This window comes from Puia sp. P3, from assembly GCF_050632245.1.
GTDB lineage: Bacteria > Bacteroidota > Bacteroidia > Chitinophagales > Chitinophagaceae > Puia.
The window spans coordinates 301,875-323,560 of record NZ_CP192583.1 but is presented as its reverse complement, the minus strand read 5'-3'; the positions used below and the strand labels follow the sequence as shown (position 1 = coordinate 323,560).

Genomic DNA, 21,686 nt, shown 5'->3' with positions numbered 1-21,686 from the left:
GGTCTCAGGCCACGCTGGAGCTGACCAGCTCGTCGGCTTCGACGTCCGCGACCGGCCCGAGTGTGGCCAATCAGGTGATGACCTTTTATGAGAACCGCACCAACGGTACGTACGCCGCCTTTACTTCGCCGACCACTACGGCTACACTCTCTTTGAGTAACCAGCAATATACGATGACTTCGGCGCAGGTCTCTACGAGGACCGGTTCCAGCTTTGGCACCAATGTCAATCCATTCGGCAGTGGCGCCGGCAGTCTCAATCTTTATATGTCTCTCGGTTCCGTCGGTGGCGCGTCCAGCAGCAATTTTACGGCTGCCGGAACCATGACCGCGGGTACGGGTATCTCTACTACCAACAACTATGGCGTCGAGATCTTCAACTCTGCCCTCGCGCTGCAGAATGCCGGTCGCAGCACCAGCGGCAGGTGGTATATGGCGGACCTGACGATCACGTTCAGCGCGCCCATCAATAACCCCGTCATTCATGTCGCCGGTCTTGGCGGCACCGCTGGCGGACTCGGATTTACAACCGAATTCGACCTGTCATCCACCGGTGTCACGCTGATGAAGTTGTCGGGTTCTTCCGAGCTGACTGTTACCAATACTTCTATTCTCAATAACGACCCCAGCCCTGCCGGCACTACCGGTCTCGGCGCGGCCAGCGGTTCGATCCTGATCAACGGCACCAACGTGACCAGTGTTACATTCAAAATGTATATGCGCGGCGATGGCGGGTCGTCTTCCTGGTCGACCGGCCATGCTGGTGACGGATTTCTGCTGAGCACTTCTGCGCTGACGGCATCGGTCTCTACCCTGCCCGTAGGCCTTGTAGACTTCACGGCTGTTTCCTCGGGCGATGGCGCCCGTCTCGACTGGTCTACTGCCATCGAATCAAACTCTTCCTTCTTCTATATCGAACACAGCACCGACCAGAACAGCTGGGAGACTATCGGCAGCGTACAGGCGGCCGGCAACAGTACTACGGCCCGCAGCTATGCTTTTACGCATAAGAATGCCGGGGCAGGTAACAATTTCTACCGCCTGAAGATGGTCGACCAGGATGGGACGTTCGTCTACTCGAAGGTCGATGAGGTTTCGGTCGAAGAGGCGTCCCGTGTGAGTTTCTATCCCAACCCCGTAAAGAGCGGTTGTACTGTGAATACGAACAGCACGACGCCCACGTCGCTGAGCCTGGTGACACTGGATGGCCGGATGCTGCAGCAGAACAATAGTTTTGTCAGCGGTGGAACCGTAGACCTGAGCCGTTATCCGAATGGGATCTATCTGATCGTGCTGCGGAGTGTGACGGGTAAGTCGGAGGTGTTGAAGGTGATGAAGGACTAGGCCCCGACGGCAGAGGTCAGTCCGCCCTTAAGCTTCTAACCGGGTTCATCAATGCCGCCTTCACCGACTGATACCCGACAGTCAGCGCCGCGATCGCCAAAGCCCCGAGCCCCGTCAGGAGGAATACGCCGACGCCGATGCTGGTGCGATAGTCGTAGCCCTGCAGCCAGCGGTGGGCAAGGAAATATGCCAGCGGCGAGGCGATCAGAAAACTGACCGATACGAGGATGACAAAATCTTTTGACAGCAGCAGCAGCAACTGCGACACCGAGGCCCCGAGCACTTTCCGGATACCGATCTCCCTCGTCCGCTGTTCGGCCATATAGGCCGCCAGCCCGAACAGCCCGAGACAGGAAATAAAGATCGCGAGCCCCGCAAAAACCGCTGCCAGCTTGCCGATCAGCGCCTCCAGCGAAAACAGCGCGGCGTAGTTGTCGTCGACGAATTGATAGTTGAACGATCCGTCCCAGTTGTTCTTGCGGAATATCGGTTCGAGCCTGGACAGCGCGACATGGGTATTTACGCGGGGGTCCAGACGGACCATGAATACGAACGTCGCGTTGGGCTGAAAGACATACAACTGCGCATCAGGCGCGGTAAAGGGATTGTCCGTCAGGATGTCTTTCACGACGCCGATTATGCGCAGCTGCCGGGGGCTATTGGATACATGCCAGCGGATCGACTGGCCCAGCGGCTGCGTTAGCCGCATCCGCCGCACGGCCGACTCGTTCAGTATGACGTCGAGGCTGTCCACGCCGAAATTGCCCGTAAAATTGCGGCCCGAAACCAGCGGCATTCCCAGTGTCCTGAAATAGTCGGTGTCCGCCACGGCGTTGTATGCCAGACTGAGCCCTTCGTTGGGCTGCCGGCCGGGCCATCCCTCGATGGTATTGTGAGAGGCGACGGACGTAGCTGTGGTCGTCGATCTGGTCATACTGCTGACCATACCGGTGGCAAGTACTTCTCTTTTTACTACGGAATAGTCGGAAATCGCAACTGTTGAGATCAGACGGTTGGGATCATAACCCTGGGCCGGTTTCGAGCGTATTGTATCTGCTGGTAGACGATGATCGTGCCGATGATCAGGGCGATGCTGCAGGTGAACTGCAGGACGACAAGCGCCTTGCGCCCCCGTGTAGCCGAAGGACCGCCGCTCAAGAACTTCGGCCAGAGCTTCGTCCCTTGCTCCGGCCTCGTTCGGGGCCTTCGAAAACCTCGATCCCCTTTTAATACTTTTATCGGTTGAAAAGACGAAAGATAAAAAGCCGGCCGGCTGCCTGCAAGTAGACCGGTGAAGAGTATATATCCGGCGAACGCCAGCCAGAAGACGAGACTGCCGTAGGGTATCGGGATCTGTGTCCTGATAAGCCCATTGAAGCCCGGCAAAATGGCCTGCACTATCCCGAGCGCGAGGATCCCGCTGACCGATGCGATGACGATGGCCTCGGTCAGGAACTGGGCGATTAGCCCCTTGCGCGAAGAGCCGATGACCTTCCTGATCCCCACTTCCCGTGCTCTTTTCTCGCTGCGGGCGGTACTCAGGTTCATAAAATTGATACAGGCTATCAGCAACACGAGCAGGCCGATGATGCTGAACAGGCGGATATATTCGATGAGGCCGCCGGAAGGATATCCGTCTTTGAAGTCCGTGTACAAATGCCAGTCGGCCATGGGCTGCATGGCCACCTCTCTCCGGAATGCCGGCCAGGATTCGGGAGTATATTTCTTTACCAGCATCCGTATCTTCGGTTCTGCCTGCGCGTAAGTGATGCCCGGACGGAGGGACGCATACAGATCAAAGAAACAGTCTCCCCATTTGGTGAGCGCGTCCCTCGACCATCCCGGTGTGGCGACGAATGAGCTGAAGGGTCTGATAAAACCGAACTGCATCGTCGAGGCTTTGGGAACGTCCTGCATGACGGCTGTTACATGGCATTTGTCGCCGTATATGTCGACGACGCGGCCGACAGCGTCAGTAGTTCCAAATACGGCGATCGCCGTCGATCGGGTGACCACAACAGAGTATATATCTTTCAGCGCGGTTGCGGCCTTTCCGCTGATGAGGGGATACCTGAACAGCTCCAGGAACTCGTCGCCTGCAAAAAGGCCATTGACATTGATGCGTTTGTCTGCGATAGTAAACATGGCGCCGACCGGTCCAAATTTCGGAACCGTGTATTCGATCTCCGGAATGTCGTTCTTCAGTGCCGTGGCGAGGGGCAGACACACGTGGGGCGTGCTGCGAATGATGCCGTTTTCACTTTGCCGGAAGCGCACCTGATAGGCCTGCTGGTAGCCTGGTAGGAATTTATCCCAGCCTGTCTGGTCCTGGACCCAGAGACCGATGAGCAGGGCCACCGCCATGCCCGCGGCGAGTCCGAGGATATTGAGGACGCTGTAAACTTTACTCCGGAGGAGGTTACGCCAGGCGGTCGTGAAGTAGGTGGTGAACATATGTGTCGGTTCTCGTTTCTCGTTGGATGGATGATGCTCGTCGGGGATATCGGGCCAAAAAAATGCCGGTTTCTTTCCAGTCTATGGATCAATGTATTATGCAGGAGACGGCGGCGGTCGCTGTACGGCGGCGATACACCCGCTGTACGGTCCGTGGATCAGCGGAGAAGTTCCGCGATGCCGCGGTGGTCCCTTTTCTTCGCCCACTCGAGGGGCCGGGCCCAGCGCCGGTCTTTTGGCCGGTCGGGGTCTGCGCCGTGTGCGAGCAGCCATCTGACCATTTCCTTTTTTCCATGGCGGGCGGCCCAGCCCAGCGGCGTGGAGGCCCACTGCGTTTCGATCGTGTTGATGTCGGCGCCGTATTCGAGGCAGGCGGCGGCGATCTCTATCTCGCCCTTGCCGGCGCAGCGGTGGAGACAGGTAATGCCGAGCCAGTTGCGCAGCCCCGGATCGAGGCCTTTTTCAAAGAGCCATCGCGCTTGTTCTGCTGAATGAAAACCAACTCCCGCCCACCAGGCAGCTCGGTCCTGTCGCAGTTGGCGAAAGATATCGGGCTGGTATTGTAAAATCAATTCCAGCTGGTCGCGGAGGTCCTCTTCGATGATCCGTCCGAGGTAGGGTGTGAGGTCGGCTGACGGGTCAGTGCTGAGGATTTGCTGCAGACGGTCTGCCGATGCCTCGTAGGCGAGAATGTCTGTCTCCCGGTGTTGCGCGTGTTCCGCGATCAGGTCGACGATCTCCTGTGGGGCGTTGACGTGCCGGGCCATATAGAGGCAGTCTCCGGACGACTCGACCATCGCGTTGGCGTTGGCGCCGTGTTCGATCAGCAGGCGGACGATGTCCCAGTGCCTTGCGCCGATGGCGGCGTGAAGGGAGCCGCCCATGGGAGCGATACCGGGTTCCGGCTCGTTGGGCTTGGCGCCTCTGGCGAGCAGGAGTCGTACTACCTCGATATGTCCGGCCGCCGCGGCGTTCCGCAAGGGCAGGCCGCTATAGTAGCCGACGTAATCGGGGAGTTTGTTGACGAGTGTCGGGTAGAGGTCCAGCAGTTCGCGCACGCGCTCGTAGTAGCCGATCTTCGCGGCGACGCTGATATCGCATTCGGCGCCACGGCCCATCAGGTAGCCGGTGACTACCTGGTGCGACCGGAGCCCGGTCGGTGGGAGGTCGCGATACCAGTTGCGGTAGTTGTAGTCGCCGTTGGTGAGGTCGATCGGACGGGCGCCGTCGGGCCTTGTGCGTCGATGTCCGCACCCATGCTCAGCAGGTAATTGATGACGCTGATCTGCCGGGTCAGCGAGGCCCAGTGTATGGGCTGGTTGCCTGCCGCGTCGGCGGCGCTGACCAGACCGGGATTTGTTCCAACGATCTCTCTGACCAGCGGCAGGTCGAAATTTTTGATCGCGGTAGCGATCGTATCACCTTCCGGGCGGATCTGGTACCGGTCGGCAATCAGCCGTTCGAGCATCTCGAGCAGGTCCCAGTACTCGCGGTCGCGGGCCATCGTCACGAGCGAGTCGCCGATGAGGTTGAAGGGGTTGACACCCTCGGACAGCAGATACTCTACCACCGCCCGCTGGTTCTCCCGCACGGCAAACCGGATGGGCGTAAAATACTGATACTCGCAGCGGAGCAGCCGCCGGTCGTGAGCGACCAGTCTCCTCACCGTCGGGAGGTCGCCCGTAGCGCAGGCCACGATCATCGCCCAGACGTCCACACCCCTGCCCCCGGACCAGGGGAGCCACTCGGTGCTCTGCAGCTCAGCCGGCTGAAACATTCCTTGCGGTATCATACTTTAAGTTAGCCCTTTGCCCGTCCATCAACAAGTTAAATTTTGGGTAGTTTGAGCCAAGAATGAGGAATCCGGCTGGCGTAGGTATGGCCTACATTTATTGCGGCGGCCCGGGTCGGGTCCGCACCTTAACTCTACTACACATGATGGCCGGGATCTGTCTTCTATTCATAGTCGCTGCTGCTCCCTTTGTGGTCCGGGCCCAGATCAGCTGGAACAAGGACGGCAATTCCTACACCACCGTCGAGAATGGGGCTATCGTCGAAGTGACGCTGCCCGCGATGACGAAGTCGGTGGTCGTTGGCGCCGGGCAGTTGGCGCCGCTTGGGGTCTCGGCGCATGCCGCCGGAGGGCGCCGCGGAGGTGGTGATCTGGAATATTCGTTCTCTTCCGACCGGTCGCGGGTGCTATTGCTTGCGAAGCCGGTTCGCGAGTATCACAACACGTATCATTCCGCCTGGGTGTTCGATCGCAAGGCTTCTTTGTTGCTGCCGATCGCGCAGGAGCATATTCTCAATGCGAAGATCTCACCGGATGGGTCCCGCGTGGCTTATGTTTTCCGGAATAACATCTATAGCGTGGAGATCGGCTCGTCGGTGGGGTCTCCGGTGGCGTTGACTTCCGACGGCAGCGACAAGCGGCTCAACGGTTGGTTCGACTATGCGTCCAGCGAAGAGCTGTACTGCGTCGACGGATTTAGGTGGAGCCCGGATAGCAAGAGCATCGCGTACTGGCAGAACGATCTCTCGCGCGTGGGCATCTTCTATATGATCAATAACACGGATAGCATCTATCCGAAGATCATCGCGATCCCGTTCTCTAAGGTCGGTGAGCCGATCGCGCAGGCGCGGATCGGGGTCGTCAGCCTCGCCACGCGGGCGACGAAATGGATGAATATCGAAGGGGATCCTTCCAGCCACTATCTGGCGCGGATGGAGTGGACGCCCGACGGCACGCGGATCATCACGCAGCAATTCAATCGCGCGCAGAATAACAGCAAGCTGGTGCTGTCGAATCCCGGCACCGGCGAGAGCAAAGTGATCTATAACGAATCCGACGACGCGTGGATCGACCTGAAAGCTTTCTGGTCACACGCGGGGGTAATGACTGGGACTGGATCGAGGGCGGAAAGGCCTTTTTGTGGGTGAGTGAAAAGGACGGCTGGCGTCATATCTATCGCGTGGGACTGGACGGTCAGGAGACGCTGCTGACCAGGGGTAATTTCGACGTGACGAGCGTCAGCGGATGTGACGAAGGGCGTGGGTATTTGTATTTTGGGGCCTCGCCGGAGAATGCGACGCAGCGGTATTTGTACAGGGCTTCGCTTTCAAAGACGGTTGCCCCGGTACGCGTTACGCCGGACCTCGCGGGGACGCACGGTTATGTTTTGTCGCCGAACGGGCATTGGGCTCAGCATTCCTTTTCCAGCCATTTGTATATGCCGGCTTCTGAATGGGTGAGCCTGCCGGACCATAAAGCGCTAAATGCCGCGGAGAGTATCGCCTCGCACCTCACGCCAACGCCACAGGGCAGGCAGACGAGCTTCTTTACCATCACTACGGCCGATGGCGTTACGATGGATGCGTGGATGATCAAACCAGCCAATTTCGACAGCACGAAGAAATATCCGGTTATCTTTTACACCTACTCTGAACCGGTAGGATCGACCGTGACGGATATCGCTTCTCCGGGGCGCGCGAGCTTCTTCAACGTCGACGACGGCTATATTTTTATGTCGGTGGAAGGGCGTGGGGCGCAGACGCCGAAGGGCCGTGCGTGGCGGAAGTCGATCTACAAGAACGTCGGATGGATCAACGTCAACGACCAGGCGGCGGCTTGCCGGGAGGTGCTGAAATGGCCGTTCATCGACGCATCGCGCGTGGCGGTGTTCGGCAGCAGCGGCGGTGGGAGTACGACGCAAAATCTGTTGTTCCGCTATCCCGAGCTGTACAAGGTGGGGCTGGCGAGTGCCGGGGTGCCGAATCAACTGATCTATAATACGATCTATGAAGAGCGGTTTATGGGCGTGCTGCCGGAGAACAGGGACGCGTATCTCAAGTGTAACCCGCTGACCTATGCGAAGAATCTGCAGGGGCATTTGCTGATCATGCACGGGACGGGGGACCACAATGTGAACTATCAGGGGGAGGAGATGTTGCTGAATGAGTTGATCAAATATAACCGGCAGTTTCAATTTATGCCCTACCCCAACAGGACGCATGGGATTACGGAGGGTGAGGGGACGGTGCTGCATAAGACGACGCTGATGGCGGGGTTTTTGAAGCAGTGGTGTCCGGCGGGCGGGCGGTAAATCCGTATCTTTAGTCCAAAACCTTTCCATGTCCGACAATTTGATTGCCCCTTCACTGGCGCCATGGCTGACCGTCGCCGACGGCGCCAAAGCCGTCGATTTCTATACACGCGCATTCGGCGCAACCGAGAGTTATCGTCTGGAGGACCCTGGTGGTGGCCTCGTCGTCCGGCTGGCCATCGTCAACGCCGAGTTCTGGATCAGCAGCGAAGGGGTTAGCGGGCATGTGCCGGCACTTGGCGGGGGACGATCCGGCTGATCCTCACGGTAGCCGACCCGGACGCGTTGTTCGACCAGGCAGTAGCCGCGGGCGCGGAAGTGATCTTCCCGGTGAATGAATCGCATGGCTGGAGGCTGGGGAGGCTGGTTGACCCGTTTGGCCTGCACTGGGAGATCGGAAGGCCGCTGTGATCGGGAACGGCGTACCGACAGGCCGGCAGATAGAGTTCGTCTGGCTGTTCGTTGCTGTCGAAGGATTTCTGCAAACTCGTCGTCCTCTCCTTTGAAAAGTCTCCGGTCGGAGTGAGGGCCCTGGCGGTGTCTTTTGTTCGCGAGGCTATTCGTTCCTGTATACCACGCCTTCCTTCATCACAAATTTTACCTGGCCCATGGCATGGATATCCTTTATCGGGTCGCCGTCGACGGCGATGATGTCGGCGAGTTTGCCCGGTTCGAGGGAGCCCAGTTTGTCGCTGACGCCGAGGAGCTCGGCGGAGTTGGCGGTGGCGCATTTTAGCGCCTCCATGGGAGGCATGCCGGCTTCGGTCATGTAGACGAATTCCATCCAGTTCTTGCCGTGGGCGTAGACGCCGGCGTCGGTGCCGAAGGCGATCTTTACGCCGGCCTTGTAAGCTTTTGCGAAGGTGGCCTGAATTTTGGTGCCGATAGCAAGGGCCTTGCCGGCGATGATGGGGGGAAAATAGCCTGGTTTTAGGGCGGAGTCGCTGACGGATTTACCGGCGATGATGGTGGGGACCAGCCATACGCCATTTTTCTTGAAGAGGTCGATGGCTTCGTCGTCCATAAAGGTGCCGTGTTCGATGGAGGTGACGCCGGCGCGGATGGCGCGTTTCATCGCTTCGGCGCCGTGAGCGTGTGCAGCGACGCGCATGCCATAGTCTTTGGCGGTGGCGACGATGGCCCGGATCTCTTCTTCGGAGAACTGCGCGCCTGTGCCGTCTTTCTCGAGACTGAGGACGCCGCCGCTGGCGGTGATCTTTACCAGGTCGGCGCCTTCCTTGTACAGCTGGCGTACGGCTTTGATGCAGGCGTCCTTACCGTCGGCTACCGTCTCGGTGAACGAGGGCTCCGCATACAGCCCATTCCTGAAGCCGTGGGTGGGGTCAGCATGACCGCCCGTAGAGGAGATGATCTTTCCGGCCGTGTACATACGCGGGCCTATGACGATGCCCCTGTTGATAGCGTTGCGGAGAGCAATGTTGACGCCGTTGCCGCCCACGTCCCTCACCGTCGTAAACCCAGCCATCAGCGTCGTCCGGGCATAAACGGTAGATTGAAAAGCGTCGTCTATTGCACTCACTGTAAACCGTCTCAGCTGTTCGTTGGGGCTCGTTTCGCTCTCCAGGTGGACGTGGGAGTCGATCAGTCCCGGCAGGACTGTCCGTCCTTTCAGGTCCACGGTCTTGTCGCCCGGCGATGCGGCGAGATAGCCTTTCTGCACGGCGGTGATCGTGCCGCCGGTGACGACGACGGACATTTCTGCAGAGGCCTGACCCGATGCGGGATCGATGAGACGGCCGCAATAAAGAATGGTGCGCTGCGAAAAAGCCAGATGGGCCAACAACAGCCCGGCCAACAGTAGTGTATATTTCATAAGCAGTTAATTCCCGGGCTTTGACCAAAACCCCGATCAATTTAATAAATTGTCTTCAAATTCAACCGTGTACCATGAAATTTGTACTCCTTGCCGTCCTTACCCTGGGCTCCTTTTCCCTGTACGCACAGAACCCGCAGGATAACAGCTGGGCGGGCTTTCTTCAGCATTTGAACGTATCGCCCTGGCAGGGGAGGCATTTCAGGATGACGGCCGCGGTCCGCGCGGACTCGCTGGATGACCAGGCCTGGGCATCCCTGTGGATGCGCATCGACAAGGCGGACTATACCACCGGGTTCTTCGACAATATGAAGGACCGGCGGATACGCTCGTCCCAGTGGAATACCTATACGATCGAGGGCACGATCGACAAAGACGCGAAGTCGATGATCTTCGGCGGACTGTACCAGTCCAGCGGGTATTTCTATTACGACGATTTCCATTTGTATATCGAGAACAGGGGCGGCAAACTCGAAGAGATCCCGATAAAGGATCCGGGCTTCGAGCAGGATATGGCAGGTTTTGACAGCAGCTGGTCCTGGCTGGGGACGCGGCCCGACAAGAAAAGGGCGCTGGTCAGCGAGCAGCCCGAAGAAGGCCGGATGGCGGTGAAGGTAGACGGCACCCGCCCGGTCAACTACGGAGACAACGATTCGGCCGGTCACTATACGGAGGCCAACGGCATCAAGCTATACTACGAGACTTACGGTGAGGGCAAGCCGCTGTTGCTGCTGCACGGCAATTCGGGATCGATCGTGCAGTTCAGCGAGCAGATCATTCCCCTGTCGAAACAGTATAAGGTGATCGCCGTCGACACGCGCGGGCAGGGCAAGTCGGGCGAAGACCACCGGATCCCGACCTATGACCTGTTCGCCGAAGATATGAATGCGCTGCTCGACCAGCTGCACCTGGACAGCGTCGATATTCTCGGGTGGAGCGATGGCGGCAATACGGGGCTGATCATGGCGATGAAGTATCCCGCTAAAGTCCATAAGCTGGCCGTCATGGGCGCCGTCGTCTATGTCGATACTACGGTCGTCAGCGGAGCGATCATTGGCCGGCTGACCGACGAGCTGGCGGGTCTGAAAGATCAGACCGCATACCGGTCGCAGACGAGGAAGAAGATGGTTACGCTGCTGCTGACCGAGCCCCAGCACAGAATGGAAGATTTGGAGACGATAAAGGCGCCGGTGCTGGTAATGGCCGGGGAAAAGGATATTATCAAGGAGGGGCATACGCGCCAGATCGCGGACCATATAAAGGGAAGCCAGCTGGTGATATTTCCGGGGGGAATCACTATGAGCCGATCGGCCGGCCGTGGAGGTTCAACCAGACGGTGCTGGAGTTCCTGAAGGATTGAGGGGGACGCGTGTCAACCTCGGGACCCAAATCAGCGGATCAGCACTACGGTCCCTTTGAGTACCTGCTGCGTACCATCGTCGAAGCCCATGCGTATTTCATAGACATAGGTTCCCGCGGGAGCAGCCTGCCCTCCGATGCGTCCGTCCCATCCGTGGGAGGGGTCGTCCGGCGCTACTCCGTGCGCCTGAAAGACACAGGAGCCCCAGCGATCAAAAACTAAAAAGTCCTTCACCACGCTGCCCGACATTCCGCCCACGACATAAAAGACTTCGTTGCGTCCGTCCCCGTTGGGGCTGAACGCGCCGGGTATCGCCAGACGCGAGGTAACCTTCACGGTAATGCTACCCGTATCGCTGCAGCCCTGTGCAGATACGACCTCGAGCGCATAGACCGTCGGCTTTGCCGGACTGGCCAGGGGTTGGCCACGGAGGCGTCGGACAGACCGGTGGCCGGGGTCCAGGTATAGGTGGCGACGGGGCCGGTGACGGGTAGTTGCAGGACCACGCTTTGTCCTTTGGGGAGTGTGATCGCCGGAGCGACGCCGACCGAAGGAGTAGGAAATACCGTGGCAGTGACCGAGGCTAGGGCGGGAGTGCTGCAGCCCCCGGCGTCGCTGAGGAGGCAGCTGACGACGTCTCCGTCGGCGAGGTTGCCGGTGGTATACGTGGGCGTATTACCGCCTTTTGCGATGCCGTTGACCTTCCACTGCCAGCCGGGCTGTGACGTCGCGGCTGTTGATTGGGCGGTGAACTGCACCGTTTTCCCGGAACAGACCGGTGTGGGTCCGTAGTCCAGGGTCAGCGGGAGTGCAACGTTACTTTTAACGGCGATGGTCAGGGTATTGGACTGCATCGGAGCGTCGCAGGTATTGGCCGGGGTGACGATACAGTAGATCTGGTCGCCATCGGCAAAGTCGGTGGCGGTATAGGTGGGATTGTTGTTATTGACGTCCCTGCCGTTGCGGAACCAGCGATACGTACTATTCGATGTGGTGGACGTGGTGGCAGATAGGGTGACAGCCGTGCCGGAACAGATGGCGCCGGTCGGGCTGCTAACGGCGATGCTTGTCCCTGTTCCGGCACCGGGAGGCGGCTGTATGGGCGTGCCCGGCGGCGTCGGGCTGACGTCGAGTTTGCCGATATAGATATCTCCTACCGTCCCGTTGGGATCGGCGTCTTTGTGATAACCGGCCATTTTGCTGAGGCCGCAGTCGCCGACCACGTAAAATCCGCCGTCCGGTGTGGGCGCGAGTCCATTCTCCATATCGTAATAGCCTCCGCTGATCGTTTTATCCCACTGGAGGTCGCCGTTGGCGGAGATCTTGATGACCCAGCCTATGAACCAGGCTTTTGGGTCCGTGCAGGGCACCTGTCCGTTGACTCCGCCGGCCATCGCGTAGCCACCGTCGGGAGTCGTGACGAGGCAGTGGGCCTCTTCCGCGGTGGTGGCGCCGCCATAGCAGCGCTGCCATAGGATGGCGCCGGTCTTGTCGTCCATTTTCAGCAGCCAGAAGTCCATAAATCCTTTCATGCCGATGACGTTGCCGTCGGTAGAGCCGGTATATCCGCCTACTACGATACCGCCGTCCCAGCCTTTTACCACTCCTGCGCCCTGGTCTTTGCCGCTGCCGCCGAGGTCTTTTACCCAGACGATCTTCCCGGTAAGGTCGAGTTTCGCCACCAGCATGTCCTGGGCGTCGGGATAGTGACCGACGATGTCGCCGTCGCGCGACCAGGTCTCTCCCGTGATGGCATAGCCGTCCGCGAGGGCCACGACGCCAAAGGCCACGTCCTGGTCGCTGCCGCCGATACAGCGCTGCCATTCCATGACGCCTGCGCTGTTGACCTTGACGACCCAGGCGTCTTCGATGCCGTGGTGACCCGTGACGTCGCCGCCGTCGGATTCCGTGTCGCCGGTAAGGATATAGCCACCGTCGGGGGTGAACTGGAAATCATACATATACTCGTTCTTTTCACCGCCGAATCTTTTCTGCCAGAGGATCGTTCCTGTTGGGCTTAATTTGAGCAGCCACATATCCAGTCCGCCGTGGCTGGGGGCCGTGGCGTCGCCGTCGGTAGAGCCGGTGGTGGCGCCGATGATAAAGCTGCCGTCGGGCGCTTCGCGGATGGCGCCGCCGTCCTCTACAAAGCTGCCGCCAAGAGTTTTGGACCACTGGACGGCTCCCTTGTTGTCCATTTTGACGACCCACAGGTCGCGGATAGCGTTGTTGCCGTGGTAGCCGGTGACGTCGCCGGTTCCGGCGTTAACGGTGGTGAGCAGGATAATGCCCCCGTCGGAAGTAGTGGTGACGTGTACGCCCTCGTCGGCCCAGGTGCTGCCGAGGCATTTTTGCCATTCGATATAAGGAGTTTGGGACCGTGCTATAAGGGATAGGGATAGAAGGAGGGGGAGGAAAAGGTAAGATTTTTTCATTGCGGTTCGGGGGAGTATGGCGCAAAGCTAGATAAATCGGATGGGAAATCCAATGGGGCGGCGGCGCCGCTAGCCCGGGTTCCAGCAAAAAGCCCCCCGTTGAAGCGGAGGGCTATATAACACAACTAGTTGTCTTAGACTATTTGTTGGGCTGCGGCGTGTAGCGCAGGTAGGGCTTGATCACCTTTACGCCTTTGGGGAACTTCTTCTGTGCGTCTTCGGTGGAGATGGAGGGAACGACGATAACGTCTTCACCTTCTTTCCAGTCGGCGGGCGTTGCAACGCTGTGGTTGGCAGTCAGCTGCAGAGAGTCCAGCACGCGGATGACTTCGTTGAAGTTGCGGCCGGTAGAGGCGGGGTAGGTGATGATGAGCTTCACCAGCTTGTCCGGGCCGATGATGACGAGCGACCTAACCGTTGCGGTAGCCGAAGCGTTGGGGTGGATGAATTCATACAGGGTGCTGACCTTGCGGTCTTCGTCTGCGATGATGGGGAACTGGACGTCCACCTTTTGCGTTTCGTTGATATCGTTGATCCAGCCTAAATGTTTGTCGACGGGGTCCACGCTCAGGGCCGAGGACTTTGGTGCCTCTCTTGGCAAATTCGTCCTTCAGGGCTGCGGTCCTTCCGAGTTCGGTCGTACACACGGGAGTATAGTCGGCGGGGTGGGAGAACAGGATGCCCCGAGAGTCACCCAGGAATTCGTAGAAGTCGATGTCGCCAATCGATGTCTTGGCTTGGAAGTTGGGGGCTTTGTCCCCGAGACGTAAACTCATAACGTTTAATTTTTGCAAGTTAAGAAAACTCCGCTAAGCGGACAGCGAAGATATTCATTCCCTGGTAGAGTTGTAGACTTTTGGGTAAATTTTTCGTTAAATGCGGGTTGGCGGCGGTTCCACGGGGGTTGGGGAATGGTTGGGGGGTCCTTGGGGGGCGGAGCCCGGCGGGGCCAGGGGGCTTCTTCGGTTCACGGGGGGATGGTTCACGTGGTTCACGCGGGGGGGGGGTGGTTCACGGGGGGGATGGTTCACGCGAGCGGGGTTGGTGGTTCACGTGGTTCACGCGGGCGGGTGGTTCACATGCTTCACAGGACGGTTTACGCCTCCTCGTGGTCGTCCGGTTCCGCGGGGGGATCCGAGGGGCTGAGGCCGCCGGCCTTGACGACGGCGTATTTTCCGAATTTGTTCTTCACGTCGTCGATGGCCTTGTAGAGCTGGCTTTTTTCTGGGTATTCTCGAATAGATTGGTCTGTATAGCTTCCGAGGTCAGCTCGCTCAGCCGGACGCCGAGCAGCCGGATGGGCTCGCCGCGCCGCCAGAGACGGTGGAACAGCTCTTTCGCCTTTCCGATGAGTTCGTCGTCATAGAACGTATAAGGTATGGTCGTCTGTCTGGAGGTAGTTTCAAAGTCGCCGTAGCGGATCTTCACGGTAACACAACCCGCCGTCTTGTTGTCCTGCCTCAGCTCGTAAGCGACCTTCTCGGTCATCCGGACGAGCTCGGCCATCAGGAAATCGAGGTCGGTCTTGTTCTCTTCGAAGGTATTCTCGGTGGAAATGGATTTGGCTTCGTGATAGGGCACCACCTCGCCCGTGTGGATGCCGCGGGATTTGTTATATAGCTCGGCGCCGTACTTGCCAAACCGTCCCTCGAGTTCGGCCGCCGGCCGTTCGCTGAGGTCGCGGATCGTGAAGATCCCCATCTCCTTCATTGCCAGATAAGTCTGCTCCCCCACCCCCGGTATTTTGTTGACCCCGAGGGGGGCGAGGAACTCCTGTTCCATGCCTGGCGGCACTTGTATATAACCGTTAGGTTTTGCTTCCTGTGTCGCGATCTTGGAGATCATCTTGTTCGACGCGAGGGCAAACGATATCGGCAGCGTTGTGGCCTTTATTATCTCCTCGCGGAGGCCGATGGTCCATTTCCATGGATCGTAGTACCGGTCCATGCCGGTGAGGTCGAGGTAGAACTCGTCGATCGACGCTTTTTCGAAGAGGGGGGCCCTGTCGGCGATGATCTCGGTCACCCAGCGCGAATATTTGCTGTACTCGCCACGTGCGTTGCCTACGACCGTCGCGTGGGGGCAGAGGCGGAGCGCTGTCTTCATCGGCATCGCAGAATGGATGCCGTATTTCCGGGCCTCATAGCTGCACGCGGCCACGACGCCCCTTTCGCTGTGCCCGCCGACGAGAAGGGGTTTGCCCTTCAGCGAGGGGTCGTTGATGCATTCGACCGCGACGAAGAACGCGTCGAGGTCGAAGCTGGGCGATATAGCGCTGTGGCGCGGACATGGGACAAAGATACGGGTTCCGGGAGTGGCCGCGGTCCACGGTCACGCGGGGCGACGGCGAACACCCGATGTCCCGAAATCGTTCACTCCATCTGCAACCTACGACCCTAAAACCCTGAAGTTCAATGCCTAGAGAATTGACATTCCTCTGGCACCCGCCTAAGCATGCTAAAGAACTACTGGATCACCGCCATCCGCAACCTGATGCGCAGCAAGGGTTTTACCGCTCTCAACCTCACGGGTCTGGCCGTAGGCATGGCCAGCGCCACCCTTATCCTCCTGTGGATCCACGACGAATCCAGCTACCGTAACCTTCGCTTCGCTCGGTTACTCAACGAATCGGCGGTAAAGGCCATGGGCTTTAAGCACCCCATCGGTCAGCTCGTAAAAGATCCCCCTAATGTATTTCATGTGGTGGGGGTGATAAAAGATTTTTCCATGCGCTCCCCGTATGACGCTACTAAGCCGATGGTGATCGAGGGCTCTATGAGCAATACCTTTAACGTCATCAATATGCGGCTTGCGGGAGGGAAAAAGACCTCAGAGAGCATTTCGAAGATCCGAAAAGCTTTTGCGATCTACAACTCCGACTATCCCTTCGAATACCATTTTACCGACGACGATTTCGGGCAGAAGTTCGCCGCTACCGAGCGCATAGCCACGCTGACGGGTCTGTTCGCCGGGCTCACCATCTTCATTTCCTGTCTCGGGCTTTTCGGTCTCGCGGAACTTCGTCGAAGCGGCGTTCCTTGCTTCTCCTCGTTCGTAACCTTCGCTTCGCTCGGTTATGTGGCGGAGAGCCGTGTCAAGGAGATCGGCGTGCGGAAGGTCCTGGGCGCTTCCGTCCTGAGTATTGCGGCCCTGCTGACCCGGGATTTTCTCCGGCTGGTGGTGGTGGCCATCCTGATCGCCTCGCCCGTCGCCTGGTATATAATGGACAGCTGGCTAAAAAACTATAGCTACCGCGTTCCTCTGGGCATCGGGGTCTTTGTTTTCGCGGGCTGTCTTTCGGTGGCGATCGCCCTGATCACGGTCGGGGGACAGGCCATTGCCGCGGCGCGGACTAATCCGGCAAAGAATTTGCGTCCTGAGTGACATGCTCCGTTGCTCACTTATCCTAATGCTACTTATGAATAACGCAGCCCATGGCCAGATGGCCGTGGGCCTGGATAAGGACAGCCTGCGGCAGGCGCTGGCGACCCAGCGTTCCGATACGGCAAGAATAGCGACGCTCATCCTTCTCGGCCAGCAGTACTTCAGCACCCAGCCCGATACGGCCATCGTATACTATCAGCAGGCCCTGCAACTGGCCCGCGCGTTTGGCGACGTCAACGCCCAGGCACTCGTCTGGCAGGGGCTGGCGCAGGGACAGTACCTGAAGGGCAACTATGCGGCGGCTGAAAGGCTGCTGCTCGGCCGAGCCCTCCCCTTTGCAACGCGTCACGGCCAGAGGGAGGTACACCGCAGTCTGCTGTTGCTGCTCTCGGATGTGGAGATAGCGCTTGGCCGTCCCCGTCAGGCGCTGGAGTACCGCAGACGGTACGATTCCCTAAGTCAGTCGCTCGCACAGAAAGAAAAGCAGGCCATGCGTCAGCGCGTCTGGCTGGTCATCGCGGTGGCGGGGGTGTTGCTGCTGGGGGCGCTGTTCGTGGGGATCTGGTCGTACTACCGGCAGCGGCAGCTGCTGCGTGCGCGGGAGGCGGAGGTCCTGCAGGTCCGGCAGGAGAATGTGCGGCTGAGGGCTACGCTGGAGGGGCTGGTCGGCGAAAGGCAGCGGATCAGTAAGGAGATGCACGATGATGTGGGGTCGGGCCTTACTTCGTTGTTGTTTATGAGCAGGACACCCGGCGTTGGTGCGGACGGCGGGGATGCGGGCGATGGTTCTGGTGCGGGCGGGGACGGTGCGGGCGGCGGCGCTGGCGGAGATGCGGCCGGTGACCACGCGACGATCATCCGGATGCAGCAGACGGCGGAGCAGCTGATCCGGAAAATGAACGAGATCGTCTGGACGCTCAGTCACGACCAGGACAGTCTGGAGAGTCTTGTCGCCTATATCCGGAGCAATGCCGCAGAGATGCTGGGGCAGGCGGGTATCGATGTACGCTTTAATATAGACGAAGACCTGCCGGAGAAGGCGCTCACCCAGGAGTTTCGGCGTAATGTCTATCTCGTCGTCAAGGAGGCGGTACACAATATCGTTAGACACAGTGGAGCCAGCGTCGCGGAGATAGGGGTTCACCTCAATGGGTGGGAACTGACCGTGGTCGTCCAGGACAACGGGAAGGGGATCTATAAGGCCGGCGGCAACCGCTGGGGCAATGGGATGAAGAATATGCAGCGGCGTGTGGAGCAGGTCGGAGGGCGGATGGAGATTACGGCGGGCGGGGGACGGCTATTACGATAGTGGCGCCGCTGCCGGAGATATACACTTAATTATATGGAAGATATTCGGGTCAGCATCGTGGAAGACGTCGCGGAAATAAGGGAGGGTATGTGTTTTATCGTCAATCAGACGCCGGGGTTCTCGTGTGTGTCGGTATTTTCGGGTGGGGAGGAGGCGTCGATTGGGTTGAGGGGGAATCCCGCCGATATCGTCGTGATGGATATTGCGCTGCCGGGTTCTTCGGGGCCGGACTGTATACGGCGGTTGAGGGCGGGGGGCAGCGGGATGCAGTTTGTAGTTTTTACGATCTATGAGGACAGCGACCAGGTTTTTGAGGCGCTGGCGGCGGGGGCCAGTGGCTATCTGCTGAAGGATACGCCTCCGGAGCGGATCATTGCGGCGCTGCGGGACTTATATGAGGGAGGGGCGCCGATGAGCGCGGCTATTGCGCGGAAGGTCGCGACCTCGTTTCAGCGGCCCGGTCATGTTCACGATCTTTCCCCGCGGGAAGTGGAGATACTGGGACTTCTGTCCAAGGGATTTCTTTATAAGGAGATCGCCGACCGGCTGCATATTGGCGTGGGGGCGGTGGGGCAGCATATTCACCGGATCTATGACGAGCTGCATGTGCAGAACAGGGCTATCTTTGAACTATGAAGACCCTTGTTCCTGTCGTTGCGGCCCTCGTCCTGTGTTCGTGTTCCTGGTTTAAGAAGAAGGCTTTGCTGGCCCCGACTGTTGCTCCTGTCTTTTCCGTCGTTCAGGACCGGCGGCTCGACGAAATTTCCGGTATTGTTGTTTCTCCCGATCAGCCTGGGGTGCTTTTTGTCCACAACGACAGTGGGGACAGCAGCAGATTTTTTGCGATCGGGCCGGACGGGAGGATGAAGGCGATCTTTCATTTCGAGGGTGAGGCGGCGGCGCGGCTGGGGGTTCATGATGTGGAGGATATTGCGATCGGGCCGGGTCCGGATAGTGGGGTGAACTATATCTATCTGGGGGATATTGGGGACAATGCTGCCAGCAGGGGGTTTGTGACTGTGTATCGGATAAAGGAGCCCGTGGTGTCCGCTGGTGCGGGGTTGGTTGGGGGTCTTCGGGCGTTGCCGGAGGGTCCGCGCGCTGTGGGCGGTGGGTCCGCGGCAGGGGCTGGAGGCGAGGTTCCCCATTTCGAGGTCGTCGCCGAACCTTTGTATCTGCAATATCCCGATGGCGCGCGGGATGCCGAGACGCTGATGGTCGATCCTATCCTGCGGGAAATATATATCGTGAGCAAGCGGGAGGATTCTGTCCACGTCTATAGTACACCGTTGGATTTTAGTCCGCGTGTTACGAGGATGCTGGTCCGGAAAGGCAAACTCCGATTTATTGGTATGGACAGATGGATTACGGCGGGTGATATTTCCCGGAGGGGGACGAGATCTTAGTCAAAAGTTATACGGGGGTGTTTTACTGGAAGAGGAGGTTGTCTGGCGACAGCGGGATCGGGCCTGAATCTGTCTGGATGGCGTTGCAGCGACCGTGGACCCTCGAGCCCTATGCACCCGAGGTGCAGGGTGAAGCGATCGCATTCAGCGCTGACGGCAGCGGTTATTTTACGATCAGCGAGGGGCGCCGGCCGAAGCTCTTTTATTATCCGTTGAAAGGCAAATAGACTACGGGCTCGAGCCACAGGTATTCGCCTTTTTCCTTTTTCAGCACGTACTCCTGCCAGAAAAGGTCCTCGTCGAGCGTGCGTGATGAATTGAGGAACCGGTAGTCGTCCCAGTTGCTGATAGCCTTTAGATCCTCAATGATATCTTCTGCATAGAAATAGCTATGGTCGTGGTATTGGGGTGTCGGTAATTTCCATCGATAAAATCTTTCCGCTGCAGTGTCGAAGAAGAACCAGACCAGCCGCCAGCCCAGTTGTTGGTGTTCTACCATCGCTACCGCAAGGAAGTACTTTTTATGTGCGGGAAATATCAGCGTAAAATCGTCCTCCGCAAACAGGCCGACGGACTTCACGTAGTCTTCCGGGTGCCGGATGCGCAGGCGTTGAAAGAATGGCCGCACGAAAGCCAGGTTCATATAGGTCGAAAATGCACGGTTGACCTTTTCTTTTTCTTCTACCAATGCATGACTTACCACGGACGGCAGATCAGGATATTCTTCATATTCGACCTGCCTTATTCTGGGAGTATACGATGATATCTCGCTATAAGGCGCGAACGCGCCTTTCTTAAAGTAGTCGGGATCCGATACACCCTGGGCCCTGTAAGCTTTTGCTTTTGCCTCGTCTATCTGTCGTCCAAAGAAAGTCAGGCGGCAGCGGATATACCATTTGCCCTCGTGAAGGGCTCCGGTAAAGCCAAGAGACAACGACGTGTAGATCCCTTCTTTGATGCAGGCCTCCAGGCCCTTTGCCGACCAGGTGCCGTGTTCATGATAGACCTTCATTTGCTCCGTATCTGCGCCGATGCTACTATGTACTCCGCCGCAAAGCGTCTCATGGTTATTAAAAAATCGGGAGTCTCCGTTGTTGCGGTCGACCGGTTGCCAGGTATAGCCGATCAGCCTGGTCTTGTCGGGGCTGAGCATTCCGCCATAATAGCCTTCCAGCGCCCAGTCGGGCATCCGCGGACGGAGTATGGCGAGAATCTCTTCGTTGTATTCGAGCACAGGTGGGGGTTAGATTTAGGATTAGGCTTAAGTTCTTGTTTAGGCAGCTTTGTTTAGCCAGGGATTGAATAGGCCGATCGGTCGGGGAAGGAAATAGCCTTTGATCAGCTCTTTGTTGATGACGCACAGTTCGACGTGAAGGCGGTCGGTGAAATTGGAGCCTTTATAGAGCTCGCCGCCTTCGTTGAAGGCGCTGCGGACGGTGTCGTAGGGTTGTTCTCCCCTATTCCTAATATATTCATGAACTCCCTGTATCACTGTACAATCCAACTCCCTTCTCGCTCCCACATTGAGTGGCATTTCTCTGCCGGCATTGGCATATACTCTTTTCAGTTCGAAATATGCATTTCTTACAACCGCAAGAGAGGTAGGTTCCAATAAATTCAGGCATTTTCCTAATTCTATCACGGCCCCGATCACAAACGGAGTGATTATTCTGATCTTGTTCTTTTGTTTTCCCGCGGCAGACTCATTCGCATATTCCAACGCTCGTCCAGGATTCTGCTCCCAAAAATAGATACCGCTACCCAGCCAATCCCATATATTCTCACTGTGGTTGAGGTCCATTTTTCCATTCAGGACCTTCAAACCAACCTCTCTATCACAGCTGTGAAATCCGACAACATGCGACGGTTGATAATAGGTCATTTTTTCTTCCCCCTTTTCTGCATTTTCTCTTCGTGCTTTCTCCTGCTTTCCTCTGTTTCGATACCTGCATCAATCAGGAATTTCCAGCAGGCATCTTTCGACTTTAGAAGTTCATTCGTCTTTTTATGCATAAAGTCGATAAGTTCTTTTGCTTCAGCTTCCGTCATAGGTAAATT

General features: G+C 58.0%; 24 protein-coding genes and 1 pseudogene. 12 read left to right on the top strand and 13 right to left on the bottom strand.

Features of this window, described 5'->3' with window-relative positions:
• Positions 1–62: 62 nt before the first annotated feature.
• Positions 63–1,343: a T9SS type A sorting domain-containing protein gene (locus tag ACQ86N_RS01795; protein WP_431213670.1), complete on the top strand. Its 1,281-nt coding sequence runs from the start codon at positions 63–65 to the stop codon at positions 1,341–1,343.
• A 16-nt stretch (positions 1,344–1,359) separates the two neighbouring features.
• Here the strand turns inward: ACQ86N_RS01795 and ACQ86N_RS01790 are convergent, their stop codons facing one another.
• The 4 genes from ACQ86N_RS01790 to ACQ86N_RS01775 form a co-directional block, all read right to left on the bottom strand.
• Positions 1,360–2,289: an ABC transporter permease gene (locus ACQ86N_RS01790; RefSeq protein WP_431213669.1), complete on the bottom strand. Its 930-nt coding sequence runs from the start codon at positions 2,287–2,289 to the stop codon at positions 1,360–1,362.
• 59 nt (positions 2,290–2,348) lie between these two features.
• Positions 2,349–3,797 carry an ABC transporter permease gene (locus tag ACQ86N_RS01785; RefSeq protein WP_431213668.1) on the bottom strand — a complete coding sequence of 483 codons (1,449 nt, stop codon included), beginning with the start codon at positions 3,795–3,797 and terminating at the stop codon, positions 2,349–2,351.
• Between the two features lie 158 nt (positions 3,798–3,955).
• A complete protein-coding gene (locus ACQ86N_RS01780; RefSeq protein ID WP_431213667.1) occupies positions 3,956–4,915 on the bottom strand; it encodes an ankyrin repeat domain-containing protein in 960 nt (319 codons plus the stop codon).
• A 14-nt stretch (positions 4,916–4,929) separates the two neighbouring features.
• The gene (locus ACQ86N_RS01775; protein WP_431213666.1) at positions 4,930–5,574 is read right to left on the bottom strand and encodes an ankyrin repeat domain-containing protein; all 645 of its coding nucleotides are present in this window, start codon (positions 5,572–5,574) and stop codon (positions 4,930–4,932) included.
• 158 nt (positions 5,575–5,732) lie between these two features.
• Between ACQ86N_RS01775 and ACQ86N_RS01770 the strand changes: the two genes are divergently transcribed.
• The 4 genes from ACQ86N_RS01770 to ACQ86N_RS01755 are packed head-to-tail and all read left to right on the top strand — an operon-like array spanning position 5,733 to position 8,311.
• A complete protein-coding gene (locus tag ACQ86N_RS01770) occupies positions 5,733–6,737 on the top strand; it encodes a DPP IV N-terminal domain-containing protein (protein WP_431213665.1) in 1,005 nt (334 codons plus the stop codon).
• On the top strand, positions 6,653–7,900 hold the full coding sequence (locus ACQ86N_RS01765) for a prolyl oligopeptidase family serine peptidase (protein WP_431213664.1): 1,248 nt from the start codon (positions 6,653–6,655) through the stop codon (positions 7,898–7,900). Before ACQ86N_RS01770 ends, ACQ86N_RS01765 begins: the two co-directional genes overlap by 85 nt.
• Positions 7,901–7,928: 28 nt before the next feature.
• The gene (locus ACQ86N_RS01760; protein WP_431213663.1) at positions 7,929–8,159 is read left to right on the top strand and encodes a VOC family protein; all 231 of its coding nucleotides are present in this window, start codon (positions 7,929–7,931) and stop codon (positions 8,157–8,159) included.
• Between the two features lie 26 nt (positions 8,160–8,185).
• Positions 8,186–8,311: a hypothetical protein gene (locus ACQ86N_RS01755; RefSeq protein WP_431213662.1), complete on the top strand. Its 126-nt coding sequence runs from the start codon at positions 8,186–8,188 to the stop codon at positions 8,309–8,311.
• A 145-nt stretch (positions 8,312–8,456) separates the two neighbouring features.
• On the opposite strand, the gene ACQ86N_RS01750 is transcribed toward ACQ86N_RS01755, so the two are convergent.
• Entirely contained in the window at positions 8,457–9,734 is a 1,278-nt protein-coding gene (locus tag ACQ86N_RS01750; protein WP_431213661.1) for an amidohydrolase family protein, read from the bottom strand.
• Positions 9,735–9,808: 74 nt separating this feature from the next.
• Here ACQ86N_RS01750 and ACQ86N_RS01745 point away from each other — a divergent pair, with 74 nt between their 5' ends.
• Positions 9,809–11,086, top strand: a complete 1,278-nt coding sequence (locus tag ACQ86N_RS01745) for an alpha/beta fold hydrolase (RefSeq protein ID WP_431213660.1) — start codon at positions 9,809–9,811, stop codon at positions 11,084–11,086.
• Positions 11,087–11,124: 38 nt separating this feature from the next.
• Here the strand turns inward: ACQ86N_RS01745 and ACQ86N_RS01740 are convergent, their stop codons facing one another.
• From ACQ86N_RS01740 to dinB, 5 genes and pseudogenes are all read right to left on the bottom strand, one after another.
• Positions 11,125–11,430: a gliding motility-associated C-terminal domain-containing protein gene (locus ACQ86N_RS01740; RefSeq protein WP_431213659.1), complete on the bottom strand. Its 306-nt coding sequence runs from the start codon at positions 11,428–11,430 to the stop codon at positions 11,125–11,127.
• Complete coding sequence (locus ACQ86N_RS01735) at positions 11,427–13,529, bottom strand: hypothetical protein (RefSeq protein WP_431213658.1); 2,103 nt, start codon at positions 13,527–13,529, stop codon at positions 11,427–11,429. Before ACQ86N_RS01735 ends, ACQ86N_RS01740 begins: the two co-directional genes overlap by 4 nt.
• A 139-nt stretch (positions 13,530–13,668) precedes the next feature.
• Positions 13,669–14,130 carry a redoxin domain-containing protein gene (locus ACQ86N_RS01730; RefSeq protein WP_431213657.1) on the bottom strand — a complete coding sequence of 154 codons (462 nt, stop codon included), beginning with the start codon at positions 14,128–14,130 and terminating at the stop codon, positions 13,669–13,671.
• 34 nt (positions 14,131–14,164) lie between these two features.
• Positions 14,165–14,305: pseudogene (locus ACQ86N_RS01725) on the bottom strand (redoxin domain-containing protein); the annotation flags it as partial.
• Between the two features lie 412 nt (positions 14,306–14,717).
• A complete protein-coding gene (dinB, locus tag ACQ86N_RS01720; protein ID WP_431217946.1) occupies positions 14,718–15,737 on the bottom strand; it encodes a DNA polymerase IV in 1,020 nt (339 codons plus the stop codon).
• On the opposite strand from dinB, the gene ACQ86N_RS01715 reads away from it, so the two are divergent.
• Genes ACQ86N_RS01715 through ACQ86N_RS01690 form a run of 6 tightly spaced genes read left to right on the top strand, consistent with a single transcriptional unit; the run spans position 15,727 to position 19,855 of the window.
• Positions 15,727–15,951: a hypothetical protein gene (locus tag ACQ86N_RS01715; protein ID WP_431213656.1), complete on the top strand. Its 225-nt coding sequence runs from the start codon at positions 15,727–15,729 to the stop codon at positions 15,949–15,951. The genes dinB and ACQ86N_RS01715 overlap by 11 nt on opposite strands.
• Before the next feature lie 32 nt (positions 15,952–15,983).
• On the top strand, positions 15,984–16,913 hold the full coding sequence (locus ACQ86N_RS01710; RefSeq protein ID WP_431213655.1) for an ABC transporter permease: 930 nt from the start codon (positions 15,984–15,986) through the stop codon (positions 16,911–16,913).
• 34 nt (positions 16,914–16,947) lie between these two features.
• Positions 16,948–18,222 carry an ATP-binding protein gene (locus ACQ86N_RS01705; protein WP_431213654.1) on the top strand — a complete coding sequence of 425 codons (1,275 nt, stop codon included), beginning with the start codon at positions 16,948–16,950 and terminating at the stop codon, positions 18,220–18,222.
• Positions 18,223–18,255: 33 nt separating this feature from the next.
• Positions 18,256–18,858 carry a response regulator transcription factor gene (locus ACQ86N_RS01700; protein WP_431213653.1) on the top strand — a complete coding sequence of 201 codons (603 nt, stop codon included), beginning with the start codon at positions 18,256–18,258 and terminating at the stop codon, positions 18,856–18,858.
• Positions 18,855–19,628, top strand: a complete 774-nt coding sequence (locus ACQ86N_RS01695) for a hypothetical protein (RefSeq protein WP_431213652.1) — start codon at positions 18,855–18,857, stop codon at positions 19,626–19,628. Before ACQ86N_RS01700 ends, ACQ86N_RS01695 begins: the two co-directional genes overlap by 4 nt.
• A 17-nt stretch (positions 19,629–19,645) precedes the next feature.
• A complete protein-coding gene (locus ACQ86N_RS01690; protein WP_431213651.1) occupies positions 19,646–19,855 on the top strand; it encodes a hypothetical protein in 210 nt (69 codons plus the stop codon).
• On the opposite strand, the gene ACQ86N_RS01685 is transcribed toward ACQ86N_RS01690, so the two are convergent.
• The 3 genes from ACQ86N_RS01685 to ACQ86N_RS01675 are packed head-to-tail and all read right to left on the bottom strand — an operon-like array spanning position 19,834 to position 21,677.
• The gene (locus ACQ86N_RS01685; protein WP_431213650.1) at positions 19,834–20,862 is read right to left on the bottom strand and encodes a hypothetical protein; all 1,029 of its coding nucleotides are present in this window, start codon (positions 20,860–20,862) and stop codon (positions 19,834–19,836) included. The genes ACQ86N_RS01690 and ACQ86N_RS01685 overlap by 22 nt on opposite strands.
• A 39-nt stretch (positions 20,863–20,901) precedes the next feature.
• Positions 20,902–21,510, bottom strand: coding sequence for a hypothetical protein (locus ACQ86N_RS01680; RefSeq protein ID WP_431213649.1), 609 nt, complete (start codon positions 21,508–21,510; stop codon positions 20,902–20,904).
• Positions 21,507–21,677, bottom strand: a complete 171-nt coding sequence (locus ACQ86N_RS01675) for a hypothetical protein (protein ID WP_431213648.1) — start codon at positions 21,675–21,677, stop codon at positions 21,507–21,509. Before ACQ86N_RS01675 ends, ACQ86N_RS01680 begins: the two co-directional genes overlap by 4 nt.
• Positions 21,678–21,686 lie beyond the last annotated feature (9 nt).

What these genes read in the sequence shown, in the direction of transcription:
- ACQ86N_RS01785 (WP_431213668.1), bottom strand. Translation starts at nt 3,797, where the DNA reads ATGTTCACCACCTACTTCACGACCGCCTGGCGTAACCTCCTCCGGAGT.
- ACQ86N_RS01700 (WP_431213653.1), top strand. Translation starts at nt 18,256, where the DNA reads ATGGAAGATATTCGGGTCAGCATCGTGGAAGACGTCGCGGAAATAAGG.
- ACQ86N_RS01680 (WP_431213649.1), bottom strand. Translation starts at nt 21,510, where the DNA reads ATGACCTATTATCAACCGTCGCATGTTGTCGGATTTCACAGCTGTGAT.
- ACQ86N_RS01675 (WP_431213648.1), bottom strand. Translation starts at nt 21,677, where the DNA reads ATGACGGAAGCTGAAGCAAAAGAACTTATCGACTTTATGCATAAAAAG.
- ACQ86N_RS01710 (WP_431213655.1), top strand. Translation starts at nt 15,984, where the DNA reads ATGCTAAAGAACTACTGGATCACCGCCATCCGCAACCTGATGCGCAGC.
- ACQ86N_RS01760 (WP_431213663.1), top strand. Translation starts at nt 7,929, where the DNA reads ATGTCCGACAATTTGATTGCCCCTTCACTGGCGCCATGGCTGACCGTC.
- ACQ86N_RS01790 (WP_431213669.1), bottom strand. Translation starts at nt 2,289, where the DNA reads ATGGTCAGCAGTATGACCAGATCGACGACCACAGCTACGTCCGTCGCC.
- ACQ86N_RS01705 (WP_431213654.1), top strand. Translation starts at nt 16,948, where the DNA reads ATGAATAACGCAGCCCATGGCCAGATGGCCGTGGGCCTGGATAAGGAC.
- ACQ86N_RS01735 (WP_431213658.1), bottom strand. Translation starts at nt 13,529, where the DNA reads ATGAAAAAATCTTACCTTTTCCTCCCCCTCCTTCTATCCCTATCCCTT.
- ACQ86N_RS01695 (WP_431213652.1), top strand. Translation starts at nt 18,855, where the DNA reads ATGAAGACCCTTGTTCCTGTCGTTGCGGCCCTCGTCCTGTGTTCGTGT.
- ACQ86N_RS01775 (WP_431213666.1), bottom strand. Translation starts at nt 5,574, where the DNA reads ATGTTTCAGCCGGCTGAGCTGCAGAGCACCGAGTGGCTCCCCTGGTCC.
- ACQ86N_RS01780 (WP_431213667.1), bottom strand. Translation starts at nt 4,915, where the DNA reads ATGGGCCGTGGCGCCGAATGCGATATCAGCGTCGCCGCGAAGATCGGC.
- ACQ86N_RS01750 (WP_431213661.1), bottom strand. Translation starts at nt 9,734, where the DNA reads ATGAAATATACACTACTGTTGGCCGGGCTGTTGTTGGCCCATCTGGCT.
- ACQ86N_RS01770 (WP_431213665.1), top strand. Translation starts at nt 5,733, where the DNA reads ATGATGGCCGGGATCTGTCTTCTATTCATAGTCGCTGCTGCTCCCTTT.
- ACQ86N_RS01745 (WP_431213660.1), top strand. Translation starts at nt 9,809, where the DNA reads ATGAAATTTGTACTCCTTGCCGTCCTTACCCTGGGCTCCTTTTCCCTG.